Consider the following 14,199-nt stretch of genomic DNA (forward strand, 5'->3'; position numbering starts at 1 on the left):
CTGGGGGCGGGACCCCGGCCTAGGCTTCGGTCCTCCGCAGACGCTGGACGCCTACTGCGCGGGCCAGGCTCGCCCTCACCGCATGGCGGCTGCTCGACGGCTGATCGGCGCTGGACGATGACGCCCTTGACCTCAAGCGCGCTTGAGGTCACAGGCTGCTGCGCATGGAGAACGAAGCGATAGAGCGCCGACTGCGAAATCTGACCGACCGAGCCGACATCAGCGACCTGATGAGCCGTTACCTGCACTCTCTGGACGAGGGCGTCTTCGACGAGGACTGGGCCCGCGCCTTCCACACCGAGGACGTCACCGCGGAGTGGCCCATCGGCAGCGTCCACGGCCGCGAGGCCCTGCTGGAGCACGTCCGGGGTGGGATGGCGCTGTTCGACCGGACGGTGCATATGTGTACCGACGCCGTCATTGAGGTCGACGGCGACCAGGCCACCGTTCGCGGCAACCAGCTGAGCACCCACGTCCTGGCGGACGGCTCGGGCAGCCTCTTCATCTCCGCCGGTCAGGTCAGCACCGAGTTGGTCAGGACAGCCGAGGGTTGGCGGATCTCCGCGACGTCGCTCCGCGTGGTGTGGACGCAGGGCACACCACCGCGCCTGCCGACGGAACCGGCCCGGAAACCTGCGCTCTAGGGACGCACTGCGCTCAGCAGCGCCGCCGTCGGCGTTATGCGGGTCGGGGGCTCCCAGGTCCACGTGCGGACGGAGCCGAAACCGGCGGCGTGGGCCGTGGCCGCGAGGGTGGTCAGGTCGGTGGGGAGCCACTTCTCGTGGGTGGACAGGAGGAGGCGGCCGCCGGGGCGCAGGACGCGGTGGAGTTCGGCGAGGGCGGCGGGGACATCGGGCCAGAGCTGGAGGTTGTTGACGGAGATCACCACGTCGACGGAGGCGTCCGGCCGGCCGGTGCGGGCGGCGGTGCCGGGGCTGAGGCGGAGGCGGCCGCGTGTGATCAGCGGGGCGCAGCGGCGGCGGGCCATGGCTCGCATGACCTCGGAGGGGTCGATGCCGATGACGTGGGCCGAGCGTTCGGCGGCGGCTGCCAGGCCGACGCCGGGGCCCGGGCCGATGACGAGGACGACCTCCTGTTCGGCGGGGGCGGCGAGCGCGACGGCATGGTGTTCGGTGGCGGCGTTGCCATGGGCCATGAGCCAGCCGCCGAGACGGCCGAGCGGGCCGCTGGGCCGACCGAAGCACCTGGTCAGGAGCCGCCGGGTGATGCTCTCCATGTCCGCATCAAAGCACGCGGCCACGGCCGACGCATGCGGGGTCGAGGTGGACGACACTTGCCTTCACCTATCGAGAATCGATAGGTTTCTATCGTACGTCGATGGAAGGAGAGGCGATGGGACAGCTGACGACGCTTGCTTTGCGGATCGTGTTGGTGGTGTTGCTGGCGGGGTCCCTGTTTGTGCAGGCCGTGATGGTGCCGTTGGTGGGGGCCGATCTGGAGGAGGGTGGCGCGGAGTTGGCGTATCCGCGGGCCGTGTATCTCGTCGTGCTGATCCTGGGTGTCGTCACCGTGCAGATCGTGCTCGTCTGTGTGTGGCGGCTGGTGACCATGGTTCAGCGGGGCACCGTCTTCTCGCACGCCGCGTTCCGATACGTCGATGTCGTGATCTGGGCGATCGGTGCGGCCGCCGTTCTCCTGAGCGCCTTCGGGTACATGCTCGCGCCGGGTGAGGCCGTGGCACCGGGCGTCGTTCTGCTCATCGGCGGGGTCGTCGTGGCCGTGCTGGGCGTCGCGCTCATCGTGCTGGTGTTGCGGATGCTGCTGGCGCAGGCCGTTGCGCGGGACGTCGAGGCGGCGCGGATGGAGGCCGAGTTGAAGGGGGTGATCTGATGCCGATCGCCGTCGACATCGACGTGATGCTGGCCAAGCGGAAGATGTCCGTGGGCGAGCTCGCGGAACGCGTCGGGATCACGCCCGCCAACCTGGCCGTACTCAAGAACGGCCGCGCGAAGGCCGTCCGGTTCTCGACGCTCGCCGCGCTGTGCGAGGTGCTGGACTGTCAGCCGGGGGATCTGTTGCGGTGGGAGGCCGAGGAGGGGACTTCGGCGGCGGCGCAGGTGGCAGCCCCGACTTCGGCTGCCACCCCGTCGCGGCGAGAAGAGTGAGAAGCGTCCATTGCAAAGTGAGAAGCGTCCATTACAAACGGAAGTCGCGCCCAAACAAGGCTGTGTCCTCCGCCAGCACCACCCCCGGATTGAGAACCCCCGCCGGATCCAGCGCCGCCTTCACCGACCGCATCACCGCGATCTCCGCATCCGAACGGCTCAGGTGCAGATAACGCGCCTTGGCCCGCCCCACCCCGTGCTCGGCGCTGATGCTCCCGCCCACGGCCGCCACCCGCTCCAGCACCGCGCCGGTGACCGCCTCCTCGTCCTCCGCCGCCACCTGAAGCAGGTTGACGTGCAGGTTGCCCTCCGCGAGATGCCCGAAGAGATACGGCCGCCCCCGCCCCGCCAGCACGCCGGGCAGATCGGCGACGAAGCCGGGCAGCTCCGCCAGCGGCACGGTCACGTCCAGCTTCAGCGGAACGCCCGCCGCGTTGATCGACTCGGTGTGCCGCTCCCGATAGGCGGCCAGCCGCCGCCGGTCGGCATCCGCCAGCGCCACCGCCGTCTCCCCCGGCCCCGCCGTGTCGAGTACGCCGGCCAGCTCCTCGGCCGGATCATGTCGCCCCGCGCACTCCACCAGCAGATACACCGGATACGCCGTACGGAACGGAGCGGGCAGCCCGCTCGTCTCCAGCACCAGCGCCAGCCCCTCGGCCATGAAGAACTCGGCCAGCTCCAGCGAGTCCAGCAACCGCAGCCGCGCCACCACATCGAGGGCCGCCTCCAACGAGTCGAGCCCCACCAGCGCGGTCACCCGCTCCGGCAGCCGCGGCACCAGCCGCAACCGGGCCCGCGTCACCACGGCCAGCGTCCCCTCACTGCCGATCAGCAGGTTGGTCAGGTCGTACCCGGTGTTGTCCTTGGGCAGCCCGGCCAGCCGGTTCAGCACGGTCCCGTCGGCCAGCACGGCCTCCAGCCCCACCACGTTGGCCCGGGTGGTGCCGTAGCGCACGACCCGCTCGCCGCCCGCGTTGGTCGCGATCATCCCGCCGAGCGTCGCGGAGTCCCGGGCGGCCAGGTCGACGCCGAACTCCAGCCCGTGCGCGGCGACACGGCGGTGCAGGTCGGACAGCACCACACCGGCGCCCACGGTCACCTGCCCCACCGCCGTGTCGACCGCTCCGATACCGTCCAGCCGCCGCAGCGACAGCACGACCTCGCCGCCGTCCGGCGTGGGCACCGAACCGCCGACCAGCCCGGTGTTCCCGCCCTGCGCCACGACCGGCACGCCGGCCGCATGACAGCGGCGCAGCACCTGAGCCACCTGCGCGGTGTCGGCGGGCCGCACCACCAGCCGGGCCCGGCCACGGTAGCGGCCGGTGAAGTCGGTCTCGTACGAGGCGCGCAGCGCGGGGTCGCGCAGCACATGGTCCGGGCCGACCACGGCGGACAGCTGCTGGGCGAGACGATCAGTATCCACGGTGGCACGGTACGCCCGCCCGCCCACCGATCCCGTCGCCTCGTGACGCACGCTCCCGGGGCCGGGCGGCAGCAGGGATAATGGCCCGATGCCCGGCGGGCGAGAGCCTCGCCCGGACCGCCCCGAGACCGCAGGTGAGAAGGACAACACATTGGGTTCCCATCCGCCCATACCCACCCGGGTCGTGCTGCTGTGCGGCCCGTCCGGCTCCGGCAAGTCCCTCCTCTCCGCCCGCTCCGGCCTGCCGGTCCTGCGGCTCGACGACTTCTACAAGGAGGGCACCGACCCGACGCTGCCGCTGGTCACCGGCAGCTCCGACATCGACTGGGACCACCCGGACTCGTGGGACGCGGCCGCGGCCGTCGCCGCCATCGAGGAACTGTGCCGCACGGGCCGTACCAACATCCCCGTCTACGACATCGGCCTCAGCGCCCGCACCGGCGCCGAGACCCTCGACATCGGGCGGACCCCGCTGTTCATCGCGGAGGGCATCTTCGCCGCCGAGATCGTCACCCGCTGCCGTGCGCTGGGTGTGCTGGCCGACGCGCTGTGCCTGAGCCGCGGCCCGGTGCGCACCTTCCGCCGCCGCTTCGTGCGCGACCTGAAGGAGGGCCGCAAGTCGGTGCCGTTCCTGCTGCGCCGCGGCTGGCGTCTGATGCGCGCCGAGCGCTCCATCGTCGCCCGCCAGACCGCGCTCGGCGCGTACGCCTGTGACCGGGACGAGGCGATGGGCCGCCTGGCCGCAGCGGCGGCGGGCCGCTGCACGACGGCGCGTACGGCGGCGTAGCGCCACCACGAAACACCTACGAGACACACACGGGACACATACGAAGGCGGGACTGGACGGACCCCCCGGCCCTCCAGCCCCGCTCCCCCGTATTCCCCCGTTCCCCGTGTTCCCCCTCCGTGCTTCCCCCGTGATCCCCCTCGGTACTTCCCCCGTGATCCCCCCGGCCCCGTACTCCCCCGTACTTCCCCTGGGGCCCTACCTTCAGGCGACAAGCTCCCCGAAGGCGTGCTGCTCGTCACGGCCGAAGCTGAGGACCTCGTCCTCGCGCAGCCGGCGGAGCGACCGCCAGATGCTGGACTTCACCGTGCCGACACTGATGCCGAGGATCTCCGCGATCTCCGGGTCCGTGCGGCCCTCGTAGTAGCGCAGGACCAGCATGGTGCGCTGGAGCTCGGGCAGCCGGGCCAGCGCCTGCCACAGGACCGCGCGCAGCTCGGTGCCGCGCATCGCGTCCGTGTCGCCGGGCGTCTCCGGCAGTTCCTCGGTCGGGTACTCGTTGAGCTTGCGGCGCCGCCAGGCGCTGATGTGCAGGTTGGTCATGGTGCGACGGAGGTATCCGCCGACCGCCGCCTTGTCACTGATCCGGTCCCAGGCCCGATACGTCGAGAACAGCGCGCTCTGCAGCAGGTCCTCGGCCTCGAAGCGGTCGCCGGTGAGGTGGTAGGCGGTTGCGTACAGGGAGGCGCGGCGTTCCTGGACGTAGGCGGTGAACTCCGCCTCGGTCAGCGAGCGCCTCTCCCCCGAGTCCTCCCTGTACGCGGCTCCCCCGTGCGTTTCCCCCGTGAAACCGTCAACCACCGTCATGTACGCGGTGTGCTGACGCCCGGTGCCGCGAGCGCACCCCCGCCCGCTCACGGCACCGGACTTCTCAGAACCCCGGCCCCCGTTCACGTCGTGCAGACGCGTGACCACTGCGCTGTTGCTGGTGCCGTGCAGCGTGTTCATCTCGCGCCCCCCGTCGTGGACTTGCCGGTGTCGGCCTTGCTCGGTGCTGCTTCCTTGCCTGTGCCGAAAAGCTTGCCGAGCCCACTTCATGGCCGTGTCCGCCGACTGTCACAGACCTGTCACAGGGGCGGGTCGTATGTCGTGCGCAGCGCACCCACAGCACGGTCACAGAGAGGAGCGATACGGCTACGCAGTCGCCCGAGTGTCGAAACGCCGACCCACCATGGGCCAGAATGAGCCCGTGCCTTCCCTGTTGCTGATCGAGGACGACGACGCCATCCGCACGGCCCTGGAGCTCTCACTGACGCGCCAGGGACACCGCGTGGCGACCGCTGCCAGCGGTGAGGACGGTCTGAAGCTGCTGCGTGAGCAGCGCCCGGATCTGATCGTGCTGGATGTGATGCTGCCCGGCATCGACGGGTTCGAGGTGTGCCGGCGCATCCGGCGCACCGACCAGCTGCCGATCATCCTGCTGACCGCCCGCAGCGACGACATCGACGTCGTGGTCGGGCTGGAGTCCGGCGCCGACGACTACGTCGTCAAGCCGGTGCAGGGTCGGGTGCTGGACGCGCGGATCCGGGCCGTGCTGCGGCGCGGCGAGCGGGAGGCGAACGACGCGGCGACCTTCGGCAGCCTCGTCATCGACCGCGCGGCGATGACCGTGACGAAGAACGGCGAGGACCTGCAGCTCACCCCGACCGAGCTGCGGCTGCTGCTCGAACTGAGCCGGCGGCCGGGTCAGGCGCTGTCCCGGCAGCAGTTGCTGCGGCTGGTGTGGGAGCACGACTACCTCGGTGACTCGCGGCTGGTGGACGCCTGCGTCCAGCGGCTGCGCGCGAAGGTCGAGGACGTGCCGTCGTCCCCGACGCTGATCCGTACCGTGCGGGGTGTCGGCTACCGGCTGGATACGCCTCAGTGACAGATCAGCAAGCCGGTCTCCGCGGCTGGGCCGCGGCACGCAAGGGAGCTCTGTCGACGCTGCGTTTCACCAGTCTGCGGCTGCGGCTTGTCGTCGTGTTCGGGCTGGTGGCGCTGACGGCCGCGGTGTCCGCGTCCGGGATCGCCTACTGGCTCAACCGCGAGGCCGTGCTCACCCGCACCCAGGACGCGGTGCTGCGCGACTTCGAGCAGGAGATGAAGAACCGCGCCGGCGCCCTGCCCGCCCGACCCACCCAGGACGAACTCCAGCGCACCGCGGGCCAGATGGCCAGCAGCAGCCAGCGCTTCAGCGTGCTCCTGGTCGCCGAGGACGCGAGCGGCAAGGCGGTGTACGGCAGTTCCGGCGGCCTGAACGACGGCTTCGCGCTGGCCGACGTACCGAAGTCGCTGCGCACGGCCGTCAACAAGCGGCAGCCGCTCACCTCGAACAACAAGTCGCCGTACCACCTGTACTGGCAGCGGATCGTCGACGACGGCACCCCGTATCTGGTGGCCGGCACCCGGGTCATCGGGGGCGGGCCGACCGGTTACATGGTCAAGTCGCTGGAGCCGGAGGCCAAGGACCTCAACTCGCTGGCCTGGTCGCTCGGCATCGCCACCGGTCTCGCGCTGATCGGCTCCGCGCTGCTCGCGCAGGCCGCCGCCACGACCGTACTGAAGCCCGTGCACCGGCTCGGGGTGGCCGCGCGGCGGCTCGGGGAGGGCGAGCTGGACACCCGGCTCAGGGTGTCGGGGACGGATGAACTGGCCGATTTGTCCCGGACGTTCAACAAGGCGGCCGAGGCGCTGGAGAAGCGGGTCGCGGACATGGCCGCGCGGGACGAGGCGTCCCGGCGGTTCGTGGCCGACATGAGTCATGAGCTGCGCACGCCGCTCACCGCGATCACCGCCGTGACCGAGGTGCTGGAGGAGGAGCTGGACTCCGAGAGCGGCGGCCTCGACCCGATGATCGAGCCCGCGGTACGGCTGGTGGTGAGCGAGACCCGGCGGCTGAACGACCTGGTCGAGAACCTGATGGAGGTCACCCGCTTCGACGCGGGCACCGCCCGGCTGGTCCTGGACGACGTCGACGTCGCCGACCAGATCACCGCCTGCATCGACGCCCGCGCCTGGCTGGACGCGGTCGAGCTGGACGCCGAGCGCGGCATCCACGCCCGCCTCGACCCGCGTCGGCTTGACGTGATACTCGCCAACCTGATCGGCAATGCGCTCAAGCACGGCGGTTCGCCGGTGCGGGTGGCCGTGCGGGAGGAGGACAGTGAGGTCGTCATCCAGGTCCGCGACCACGGGCCCGGCATCCCCGAGGACGTCCTGCCGCATGTCTTCGACCGCTTCTACAAGGCCAGCGCCTCCCGCCCGCGCTCCGAGGGCAGCGGCCTCGGCCTGTCCATCGCCCTGGAGAACGCCCACATCCACGGCGGCGACATCACCGCCGCCAACTCCCCCGAGGGCGGCGCGGTGTTCACGCTGCGGCTGCCGCGGGACGCGTCGGACATGGTGCGGGCGGCGGAGGAGAAGCGCTCGGAGAAGAAGGGGGACTCGTGAGGAAGGCTCGTCTGCTGGTGGTGCCGGTGTTGGCCGCGCTGCTCGCCGGCTGCGGCATCCGGGCCACCGAGGTGCCGACGGACTTCGGCCCGGCGCCGTCGCGGGCGCACTGCTCGCTCGCCGGGCAGGGCATCACCACGCAGTCCACGCCCGCGATGCCCGTACAGGTGTTCCTGCTGTGCGGTTCGTCGCTGGTAACCGTCGACCGCGGGGTGCGGGTGCCCCAGGGCACGGAGGACTCCGAGCGGCGGGTGCTGATCGCGCAGGGCCTGCTGGACGAGCTCGCCAAGAGGCCGTCGGCGGCCGAGAAGCAGGCCGGGTACTCCACGGACGTACCCGGCGGTACGACGGTGAGCGGGCCGCGGCCGCGGGATCCGGAGGACACGCTGCGGCTGTCGAACGCCCCCGAGGACCTCACGTCGTACGCGCTCGCCCAGATCGTCTGTACGTTCTCCGACTCGGCGGCGGCCGAGGGCGACGGCTCGGTGATCCTCGGCGGCCCCGGTGCCGCGCCGCCCCGCAGCTACGAGTGCACTGACGACGTCCGTGCCCGGCCGGGCGAGGCGGATCCGCCGTCGACGGAGGTCACGGGCGGCTGACGGCAGGTGTGGCGCAGGCCTCACCCGGGTATGGGGTCCCGACCCGGAACCGATCCCGCCGAAGACCGCGTCTTGGGGGGCGTGCAGCGTCAAGGCTCCAGGGGCGGCAGCGCCGCGATCCGCATGCGGGTGACGGGGGGTGTCCTCCTCGCCGCGCATCTCGCGTTCGTCGCCTGGTACACGCTGCGTCCGCTGGACGTGCCCTGGGTGATGCCCGCCAATCTGCATCCGCTCGCCGGTATCCGCGCCGATCTCGCGCTGGGCTGGCCGGAGGCGGCGCGCAGCATCGGCGCCGGAGTGGGGCTGCTCGCGCCGCTGGGTGTCCTGCTGCCGATGGTGGGCGGCAGACTGCGGGTCTCGCCGCTCGGCTCCCTGGTCCGTACGGTCGCCGCCGGGGCGCTGATCTCGCTCGGCATAGAGCTGTTGCAGACCGGCGTGCCCGGTCAGGTCGTGGACGTCGACTCGCTGCTGCTGAACACCACGGGCGTGACCCTGACCCATGTCGCCGTCGTCCCGGCGGGCCGTTACTGGCTGCGTCGCAGGGCGGAGGCCCGGCGCCGGGCGCTGCCTCCCAGGGAGGACGCCCCTCAGGGTCGTACCCCGACGATTCCCAGGGTCGGGATCGCCCCATGGAGCGACGCTTTGCCCCCTTCGTCGCCGTAGCGTGGATGTCAGAACGAGGCAGCCAGAAGGGAGGCCTCGGACGCTCACGAAGGAGCCGCGATGAGCCGCCTTGCCCGCCCCACCAGTGGTCGGATGATCGGCGGAGTGTGCGCAGCGCTGGCACGGCGCTTCGGCACCTCCGCGACGACGATGCGTGTGATCTTCCTGCTCTCCTGCCTGCTGCCCGGCCCGCAGTTCCTGCTCTACATCGCGCTGTGGATCCTGCTCCCGTCGGAGGGCAAGGCGGCGCGTACGGCCTGGTGACCCCACCCCCGGATCTGCCCTCCCTCAGGGGCACACGCCGATGGGGCGCAACCCGCACAAGGGTGCGCCCCATCGGCACGTACGGGGGTCCGGCTCAGCCCAGCGAGACGCCGTTGACCGGGGTGCCGTGCGCGGGCACGCCCTGCATCGGCAGGCCGCCGAGCAGCGTGGCGGCCGGGCCGGTCGTGCCCTGGGCGAGCAGCGAGCCGGCGGAGCCCGGCAGGGTCTGGTTGAGGTGCTCCGTCGGCAGCGTCCGGGCGACGGTGTCCAGGGTCTGGCCGGCGTCGGGGAGTGCGGCCGGAGCGGCGTTCGCGGCACCCGCACCGGCGGCGGCGAAGGCGGCACCGAGGGCGGCGACACCGAGGGTCTTGGCAGCAGACTGCTTCATGGTGAATTGCGTCCTTGACTGACGTGAAATGGGGAGTGGTCCAAGACCGTAAACAGGCGTGGGCAGCCCCCGCAAACATCGAAATGCGGACGGACTGTGAAGGCCCGCCCGCATTCCGCGAACCCCGATCAGCCCTCGGAAGCCGCAGATCCCCTGGTGGACGCGGTCTGCTGGAACAGCCATTCGGACTTCAGCTCGGCATAACCGGGCTTGATCACGTCATTGATCATGGCCAGCCGTTCATCGAATGGAATGAATGCTGACTTCATAGCATTGACCGAGAACCACTGCATGTCGTCGAGCGTGTAACCGAATGCCTCGACAAGGTGCTCGAATTCCCGGCTCATGCTGGTGTGCGACATCAGCCGGTTGTCGGTGTTCACCGTCGTCCGGAAGTGCAGCCGCCGCAGCAGCCCGATCGGGTGCTCGGCGTACGAGGAGGCGGCCCCGGTCTGGAGATTGGAGCTGGGGCACATCTCCAGCGGGATGCGCTTGTCCCGGACATAGGAGGCGAGCCGGCCGAGCTTCACGCTGCCGTCCTCGGCGACCTCGATGTCGTCGATGATCCGCACCCCGTGCCCGAGCCGGTCGGCGCCGCACCACTGCAGGGCCTGCCAGATCGACGGCAGTCCGAAGGCCTCACCGGCGTGGATGGTGAAGTGGTTGTTCTCGCGCTTGAGGTACTCGAACGCGTCGAGGTGCCGGGTGGGCGGGTAGCCGGCCTCGGCGCCCGCGATGTCGAAGCCGACGACCCCGAGGTCCCGGTAGCGGTTGGCGAGTTCGGCGATCTCCAGGGCGCGGGCCGCGTGCCGCATCGCGGTGAGCAGGGCGCCCACGCGGATGCGGTGGCCGTTGGCGCGGGCGATCCGCTCCCCTTGCCGGAAGCCCTCGTTGACGGCCTCGACGACCTCTTCGAGGGTCAGTCCCCCTTCGAGGTGCTGCTCGGGGGCGTAGCGCACCTCGGCGTAGACGACACCGTCCTCGGCGAGGTCCTCGGCGCACTCGGCGGCGACCCGGACGAGCGCGTCCCGGGTCTGCATGACGCCGACGGTGTGCGAGAAGGTCTCCAGATACCGTTCCAGGGAACCGGAGTCGGCGGCCTCGCGGAACCAGAGACCGAGCTTGTCGGGGTCCGAGTCCGGGAGCTGGGAGTAGCCGGTCTCGCGGGCGAGGTCGACGACGGTGCCGGGACGCAGCCCGCCGTCGAGGTGGTCGTGCAGCAGAACCTTGGGTGCCCGGCGGATCTGGTCCGAGCTCGGGGTGTGCCCCATCCGGTCAGTCTGGCTCGTCATTTTCGCACTCTAACTCCTACGCGCGTAGATCGCCCGGATGACGTTTCCGTCGATACGTAACGGTGACCGTGCGGACGGGTGGCGTACACCGGCACTTCTGAGACTGTTCTGTCATGGCACAGCAAGCGACGCCGGTTCGCACGGCCCGGCTGGGGCGGGCATTCGGTCCGGAACCGACGGCGGTGAGCGGAGTGGTGCTGCTGCTCCCCGGCGGTGAGGAGGTCTCCGCCCGCAGGCCGTCTCCCCTGCTCGCGGCCGCGTCCGTACGGGGATTGGGGCGCCGTCTGGTACGCGCGGGGCGCGCGGAGGGGCTGGCCGCGCATGTCGTGCACTACCGCTGTCGCGGGTGGAACGGCAGCGAGGCGCATCTGGCGCGGGACGCCTCCTGGGCGGCGGACGAGGCGGTACGACGGTACGGCGACGTCCCTGTCTGCCTGGCCGGGATCGACATGGGCGGGCGGGCGGCGCTGCACGCGGGTGGGCACGAGGCCGTCAACTCCGTGGTGGCGATTGCTCCCTGGCTGCCGGAGGACGATATGGCGTCCTCACCCGAACCGGTGAAACAGTTGGTGGGGCGGCGGGTGTTGATCGTGCACGGCACGAATGACGAGCGGACGGATCCTGAGCTGTCGTTTCGGTATGCGGCGCGGGTGAAGAAGGTCAATCGGGATGTGTGCCGGTTCGAAGTGCATTCGGATCGGCATGGGTTGCATCAGCATCGGGATGAAGTGCTGGCGTTGGCTGCGGACTTCGTGATGGGGGTGTTGTTCGGGCGGGGGTTTTCCCGGCCTGTTCAGGATGCGTTGGCTGCTCCGCCGCCGTTGGGGTTGCGGATGCCGTTGGCTGCGGGGTTTGGGCGGTCGTTGCGGTAGCGCCGGCCACGTGAGGAGGATCAGGTTGGGAGCAGGTTGCCCCTTCTTGAGAGCAGGAACTTCTTGAAGGCTGCCACCGGTGGGGTGTCCGGGCGGCCCTCCAGCCAGGCAACGCCGATTTCGCGTGCCGCGCGTGGGGCCGTGACCGTCAGTTCCACCACGCCGGGGCGGGCCACCGCCGGGGGTGGGAGGAGGGCCACGCCCAGGCCTGCGGCTACGAGTCCTCGCAGGGTTTCCGCCTCCTCGCCCTCGAAGGCGATGCGCGGCTTGAAACCTGCCTCGCGGCAGAGGGCGTCCGTGATGCGCCGGAGGCCGTAGCCGGGTTCCAGGGTGACGAAGGTTTCCTCCGCGGCCTCGGCGAGGCGGATGCGTTTGCGGGTGGCGAGGCGGTGGTCGGCGGGGACGACGAGGCGGAGTTTCTGCTCGTCGAGGCGGCGGGCGACGAGGTCGGGGGCGTCGGGGACCGGGGAGGTCAGGCAGAGGTCCAGTTCGCCGGCGCGGAGGCGTTCGATCATGGCCTCGCCGTAGTTCTGGACCAGGCTGAAGCGGACCCGGGGGTGGTCCGCGCGGAAGTCGTGCAGCAGGCCGGGGACGGTCTCCGCGCCCATCGTGTGCAGGAAGCCGAACGCGACCTTGCCGGTGGTCGGGTCGGCGTCGGCGCGTACCTCGTCCGCGGCCCGCTCGATCTCGGCGAGGGCGCGTTCCACGGAGGTGAGGAAGGTGCGGCCGGCGGGGGTCAGAGAGACGGTGCGGCCGTGGCGGGCGAACAGGTCGACGCCCAGGTCCTCTTCGAGGCGGACCATGGCGCGGGAGAGGGTGGACTGGGGGACGTTCATCTCGTGCGCGGCCCTGGTGACGTGCTCCGTGCGGGCGACGCCGGCGAAGTACGCGAGGCGGGGGGCGAGGAGGGTGACGATGTCGTCCGTTGCTTTTTCTCTTTCTTTCTCTCTGTCTTTTGTGTCACTGGTTGGTGACAGTCGGGGCTGTGAGCTTGGCTGATGCATCATGGGAACGATTATGGCGATTCCATGCATTGGACGGATGAGCGGGGGCGTACGTAGCTTCGAGGCATGACTCCCGCCAGTACCGGGGCGTCCACCACCGTGGGCGCCGCTGCTTCCGTTCCTGTTGTCGACTCTCGTATGGCCCCGGGCGGCCCCGGCTACCGTCGGATGAGCTTCGCCCTCTTCCTCGCGGGTGTGGCCACCTTCGCGCTGCTGTACTCCACGCAGGCTCTGCTTCCCCTGATCTCCGGGGACCTTGGCGTGACGGCGAGCGAGGCGAGCTGGACGGTGGCGGCGTCGACGGGTGGTCTGGCGTTGTTCGTGATCCCGATGAGCGCGCTGTCCGAGCGGTTCGGGCGTCGTACGGTGATGACGGCGTCGTTGGCGGTGGCGGTGATCGTGGCGCTGCTGGTGCCGTTCGCCGGGTCGCTGACCACGCTGGTTGTGCTGCGGGCGGTGCAGGGTGCTGCGCTGGCGGGGCTGCCGGCGTCGGCGACGGCGTATCTGGCGGAGGAGGTCCGGCCGAAGGCGCTGGTCACGGCGATCGGGCTGTTTGTCGCGGGCAACAGCGTCGGGGGGATGAGCGGGCGGGTCATCACCGGGTGGGTCGCGCAGGAGTGGGGCTGGCGGGTGGCGGTCGGTGCGCTGGGGGTGCTCGCCGTTGCTTGTGCGGTCGCGTTCCGGGTGTTGCTGCCTGCGCCGAAGCACTTCACTGCGGGGTCGCTGCGGCCGGGGGTGCTGTTCCGGGTGGTGCGGGGGCATCTGGGCGATCCGTTGCTGCGTCGGTTGTACGCGATCGGTGCGCTGTTCATGACGGTGTTCGGCGGGGTGTACACGGTGATCGGGTATCGGCTGACGGAGGAGCCGTTCGGGCTGCCGCAGGGTGTGGTGGGGTCGATCTTCCTCGTGTACCTGGTGGGTACGGTGTCCGCGTCGGCGGCGGGGCGGCTGGTTGGTCGGCTGGGGCGGCGGGGTGCGCTGTATCTGGGGGGTGGTACGACGGCGGCGGGGCTGGTGCTGTCGTTGGGCGACTCGCTGGTGCTGGTGTTGCTGGGGCTGGTGCTGATTACGGCGGGGTTCTTCGCGGGGCATGCGGTGGCCTCGTCGGCGGTGAGCAAGACGGCGACGCAGGGGCGGGCGCAGGCGTCGGCGCTGTATCAGTCGGCGTACTACGTGGGGTCCAGCGTGGGGAGCACGGTGGGGGCGATGGCCTTTCATGCGGGGGGTTGGGCCGGGACCGTGGGGGTTGGGCTGCTGGCGGTGGTGGGGGTTGTGGGGATCACGGTGTTGGGGTCGCGGGCGGCTCGGGTGGCTGCGGTGCAGGTGTAGACGGCGGGTGCGGGTGCGGG

Annotated in this window: 17 protein-coding genes; 11 read left to right on the top strand and 6 right to left on the bottom strand. The window is 70.8% G+C overall.

Features of this window, described 5'->3' with window-relative positions; genetic code table 11:
• Positions 1 to 164 precede the first annotated feature (164 nt).
• A complete protein-coding gene (locus tag SSP24_RS35505; protein ID WP_141314177.1) occupies positions 165 to 644 on the top strand; it encodes a nuclear transport factor 2 family protein in 480 nt (159 codons plus the stop codon).
• Here the strand turns inward: SSP24_RS35505 and SSP24_RS35510 are convergent.
• Positions 641 to 1,237 (bottom strand): class I SAM-dependent methyltransferase, encoded by a 597-nt coding sequence (locus SSP24_RS35510; RefSeq protein ID WP_141314179.1) that lies wholly within the window; start codon positions 1,235 to 1,237, stop codon positions 641 to 643. The two genes, SSP24_RS35505 and SSP24_RS35510, sit on opposite strands and share 4 nt — an antisense overlap.
• A gap of 116 nt (positions 1,238 to 1,353) precedes the next feature.
• Here SSP24_RS35510 and SSP24_RS35515 point away from each other — a divergent pair, with 116 nt between their 5' ends.
• Together SSP24_RS35515 and SSP24_RS35520 are read left to right on the top strand one after the other, a co-directional pair.
• A complete protein-coding gene (locus tag SSP24_RS35515; RefSeq protein WP_141314181.1) occupies positions 1,354 to 1,851 on the top strand; it encodes a DUF2975 domain-containing protein in 498 nt (165 codons plus the stop codon).
• A complete protein-coding gene (locus SSP24_RS35520; protein ID WP_141314183.1) occupies positions 1,851 to 2,126 on the top strand; it encodes a helix-turn-helix domain-containing protein in 276 nt (91 codons plus the stop codon). Before SSP24_RS35515 ends, SSP24_RS35520 begins: the two co-directional genes overlap by 1 nt.
• A 31-nt stretch (positions 2,127 to 2,157) precedes the next feature.
• On the opposite strand, the gene SSP24_RS35525 is transcribed toward SSP24_RS35520, so the two are convergent.
• Positions 2,158 to 3,549, bottom strand: coding sequence for an FAD-binding oxidoreductase (locus tag SSP24_RS35525; RefSeq protein WP_218037131.1), 1,392 nt, complete (start codon positions 3,547 to 3,549; stop codon positions 2,158 to 2,160).
• A gap of 88 nt (positions 3,550 to 3,637) precedes the next feature.
• On the opposite strand from SSP24_RS35525, the gene SSP24_RS35530 reads away from it, so the two are divergent.
• Positions 3,638 to 4,336, top strand: coding sequence for a uridine kinase (locus SSP24_RS35530; protein WP_373306782.1), 699 nt, complete (start codon positions 3,638 to 3,640; stop codon positions 4,334 to 4,336).
• A 204-nt stretch (positions 4,337 to 4,540) separates the two neighbouring features.
• Here SSP24_RS35530 and SSP24_RS35535 read toward each other — a convergent pair whose 3' ends face one another.
• The gene (locus tag SSP24_RS35535; RefSeq protein WP_141314189.1) at positions 4,541 to 5,284 is read right to left on the bottom strand and encodes a SigE family RNA polymerase sigma factor; all 744 of its coding nucleotides are present in this window, start codon (positions 5,282 to 5,284) and stop codon (positions 4,541 to 4,543) included.
• A gap of 241 nt (positions 5,285 to 5,525) precedes the next feature.
• Between SSP24_RS35535 and afsQ1 the strand changes: the two genes are divergently transcribed.
• The 5 genes from afsQ1 (at position 5,526) to SSP24_RS35560 (ending at position 9,294) form a co-directional block, all read left to right on the top strand.
• Positions 5,526 to 6,203, top strand: coding sequence for a two-component system response regulator AfsQ1 (gene afsQ1 / locus SSP24_RS35540; protein WP_174864780.1), 678 nt, complete (start codon positions 5,526 to 5,528; stop codon positions 6,201 to 6,203).
• Positions 6,200 to 7,768 carry an ATP-binding protein gene (locus SSP24_RS35545; protein ID WP_141314193.1) on the top strand — a complete coding sequence of 523 codons (1,569 nt, stop codon included), beginning with the start codon at positions 6,200 to 6,202 and terminating at the stop codon, positions 7,766 to 7,768. Before afsQ1 ends, SSP24_RS35545 begins: the two co-directional genes overlap by 4 nt.
• Positions 7,765 to 8,367 carry a hypothetical protein gene (locus SSP24_RS35550; protein ID WP_141314195.1) on the top strand — a complete coding sequence of 201 codons (603 nt, stop codon included), beginning with the start codon at positions 7,765 to 7,767 and terminating at the stop codon, positions 8,365 to 8,367. Before SSP24_RS35545 ends, SSP24_RS35550 begins: the two co-directional genes overlap by 4 nt.
• An 81-nt stretch (positions 8,368 to 8,448) precedes the next feature.
• Positions 8,449 to 9,030 (top strand): VanZ family protein, encoded by a 582-nt coding sequence (locus SSP24_RS35555; protein WP_141314197.1) that lies wholly within the window; start codon positions 8,449 to 8,451, stop codon positions 9,028 to 9,030.
• Between the two features lie 60 nt (positions 9,031 to 9,090).
• Positions 9,091 to 9,294 (top strand): PspC domain-containing protein, encoded by a 204-nt coding sequence (locus SSP24_RS35560; RefSeq protein WP_141314199.1) that lies wholly within the window; start codon positions 9,091 to 9,093, stop codon positions 9,292 to 9,294.
• 94 nt (positions 9,295 to 9,388) lie between these two features.
• Here SSP24_RS35560 and SSP24_RS35565 read toward each other — a convergent pair whose 3' ends face one another.
• Complete coding sequence (locus SSP24_RS35565; RefSeq protein ID WP_141314201.1) at positions 9,389 to 9,682, bottom strand: ATP-binding protein; 294 nt, start codon at positions 9,680 to 9,682, stop codon at positions 9,389 to 9,391.
• 128 nt (positions 9,683 to 9,810) lie between these two features.
• Positions 9,811 to 10,974 carry an adenosine deaminase gene (locus SSP24_RS35570; protein WP_141314203.1) on the bottom strand — a complete coding sequence of 388 codons (1,164 nt, stop codon included), beginning with the start codon at positions 10,972 to 10,974 and terminating at the stop codon, positions 9,811 to 9,813.
• Between the two features lie 113 nt (positions 10,975 to 11,087).
• Here SSP24_RS35570 and SSP24_RS35575 point away from each other — a divergent pair, with 113 nt between their 5' ends.
• Positions 11,088 to 11,846 carry an alpha/beta hydrolase gene (locus SSP24_RS35575; protein ID WP_141314205.1) on the top strand — a complete coding sequence of 253 codons (759 nt, stop codon included), beginning with the start codon at positions 11,088 to 11,090 and terminating at the stop codon, positions 11,844 to 11,846.
• A 20-nt stretch (positions 11,847 to 11,866) separates the two neighbouring features.
• Here the strand turns inward: SSP24_RS35575 and SSP24_RS35580 are convergent, their stop codons facing one another.
• Positions 11,867 to 12,853, bottom strand: coding sequence for a LysR family transcriptional regulator (locus SSP24_RS35580; RefSeq protein WP_141314207.1), 987 nt, complete (start codon positions 12,851 to 12,853; stop codon positions 11,867 to 11,869).
• A gap of 63 nt (positions 12,854 to 12,916) precedes the next feature.
• Between SSP24_RS35580 and SSP24_RS35585 the strand changes: the two genes are divergently transcribed.
• On the top strand, positions 12,917 to 14,179 hold the full coding sequence (locus SSP24_RS35585; protein WP_141314209.1) for an MFS transporter: 1,263 nt from the start codon (positions 12,917 to 12,919) through the stop codon (positions 14,177 to 14,179).
• Positions 14,180 to 14,199 lie beyond the last annotated feature (20 nt).

This window comes from Streptomyces spinoverrucosus (genome assembly GCF_006539505.1).
In the GTDB taxonomy this organism is placed as follows: domain Bacteria; phylum Actinomycetota; class Actinomycetes; order Streptomycetales; family Streptomycetaceae; genus Streptomyces; species Streptomyces spinoverrucosus.

Excerpts from the sequence above, each read along its gene's own strand:
- SSP24_RS35580 (WP_141314207.1), bottom strand. The coding sequence starts at position 12,853 with ATGATGCATCAGCCAAGCTCACAGCCCCGACTGTCACCAACCAGTGAC.
- SSP24_RS35530 (WP_373306782.1), top strand. The coding sequence starts at position 3,638 with ATGCCCGGCGGGCGAGAGCCTCGCCCGGACCGCCCCGAGACCGCAGGT.
- SSP24_RS35515 (WP_141314181.1), top strand. The coding sequence starts at position 1,354 with ATGGGACAGCTGACGACGCTTGCTTTGCGGATCGTGTTGGTGGTGTTG.
- SSP24_RS35560 (WP_141314199.1), top strand. The coding sequence starts at position 9,091 with ATGAGCCGCCTTGCCCGCCCCACCAGTGGTCGGATGATCGGCGGAGTG.
- SSP24_RS35565 (WP_141314201.1), bottom strand. The coding sequence starts at position 9,682 with ATGAAGCAGTCTGCTGCCAAGACCCTCGGTGTCGCCGCCCTCGGTGCC.
- SSP24_RS35575 (WP_141314205.1), top strand. The coding sequence starts at position 11,088 with ATGGCACAGCAAGCGACGCCGGTTCGCACGGCCCGGCTGGGGCGGGCA.
- SSP24_RS35505 (WP_141314177.1), top strand. The coding sequence starts at position 165 with ATGGAGAACGAAGCGATAGAGCGCCGACTGCGAAATCTGACCGACCGA.
- SSP24_RS35535 (WP_141314189.1), bottom strand. The coding sequence starts at position 5,284 with ATGAACACGCTGCACGGCACCAGCAACAGCGCAGTGGTCACGCGTCTG.
- SSP24_RS35520 (WP_141314183.1), top strand. The coding sequence starts at position 1,851 with ATGCCGATCGCCGTCGACATCGACGTGATGCTGGCCAAGCGGAAGATG.
- SSP24_RS35510 (WP_141314179.1), bottom strand. The coding sequence starts at position 1,237 with ATGGAGAGCATCACCCGGCGGCTCCTGACCAGGTGCTTCGGTCGGCCC.
- SSP24_RS35585 (WP_141314209.1), top strand. The coding sequence starts at position 12,917 with ATGACTCCCGCCAGTACCGGGGCGTCCACCACCGTGGGCGCCGCTGCT.
- SSP24_RS35570 (WP_141314203.1), bottom strand. The coding sequence starts at position 10,974 with ATGACGAGCCAGACTGACCGGATGGGGCACACCCCGAGCTCGGACCAG.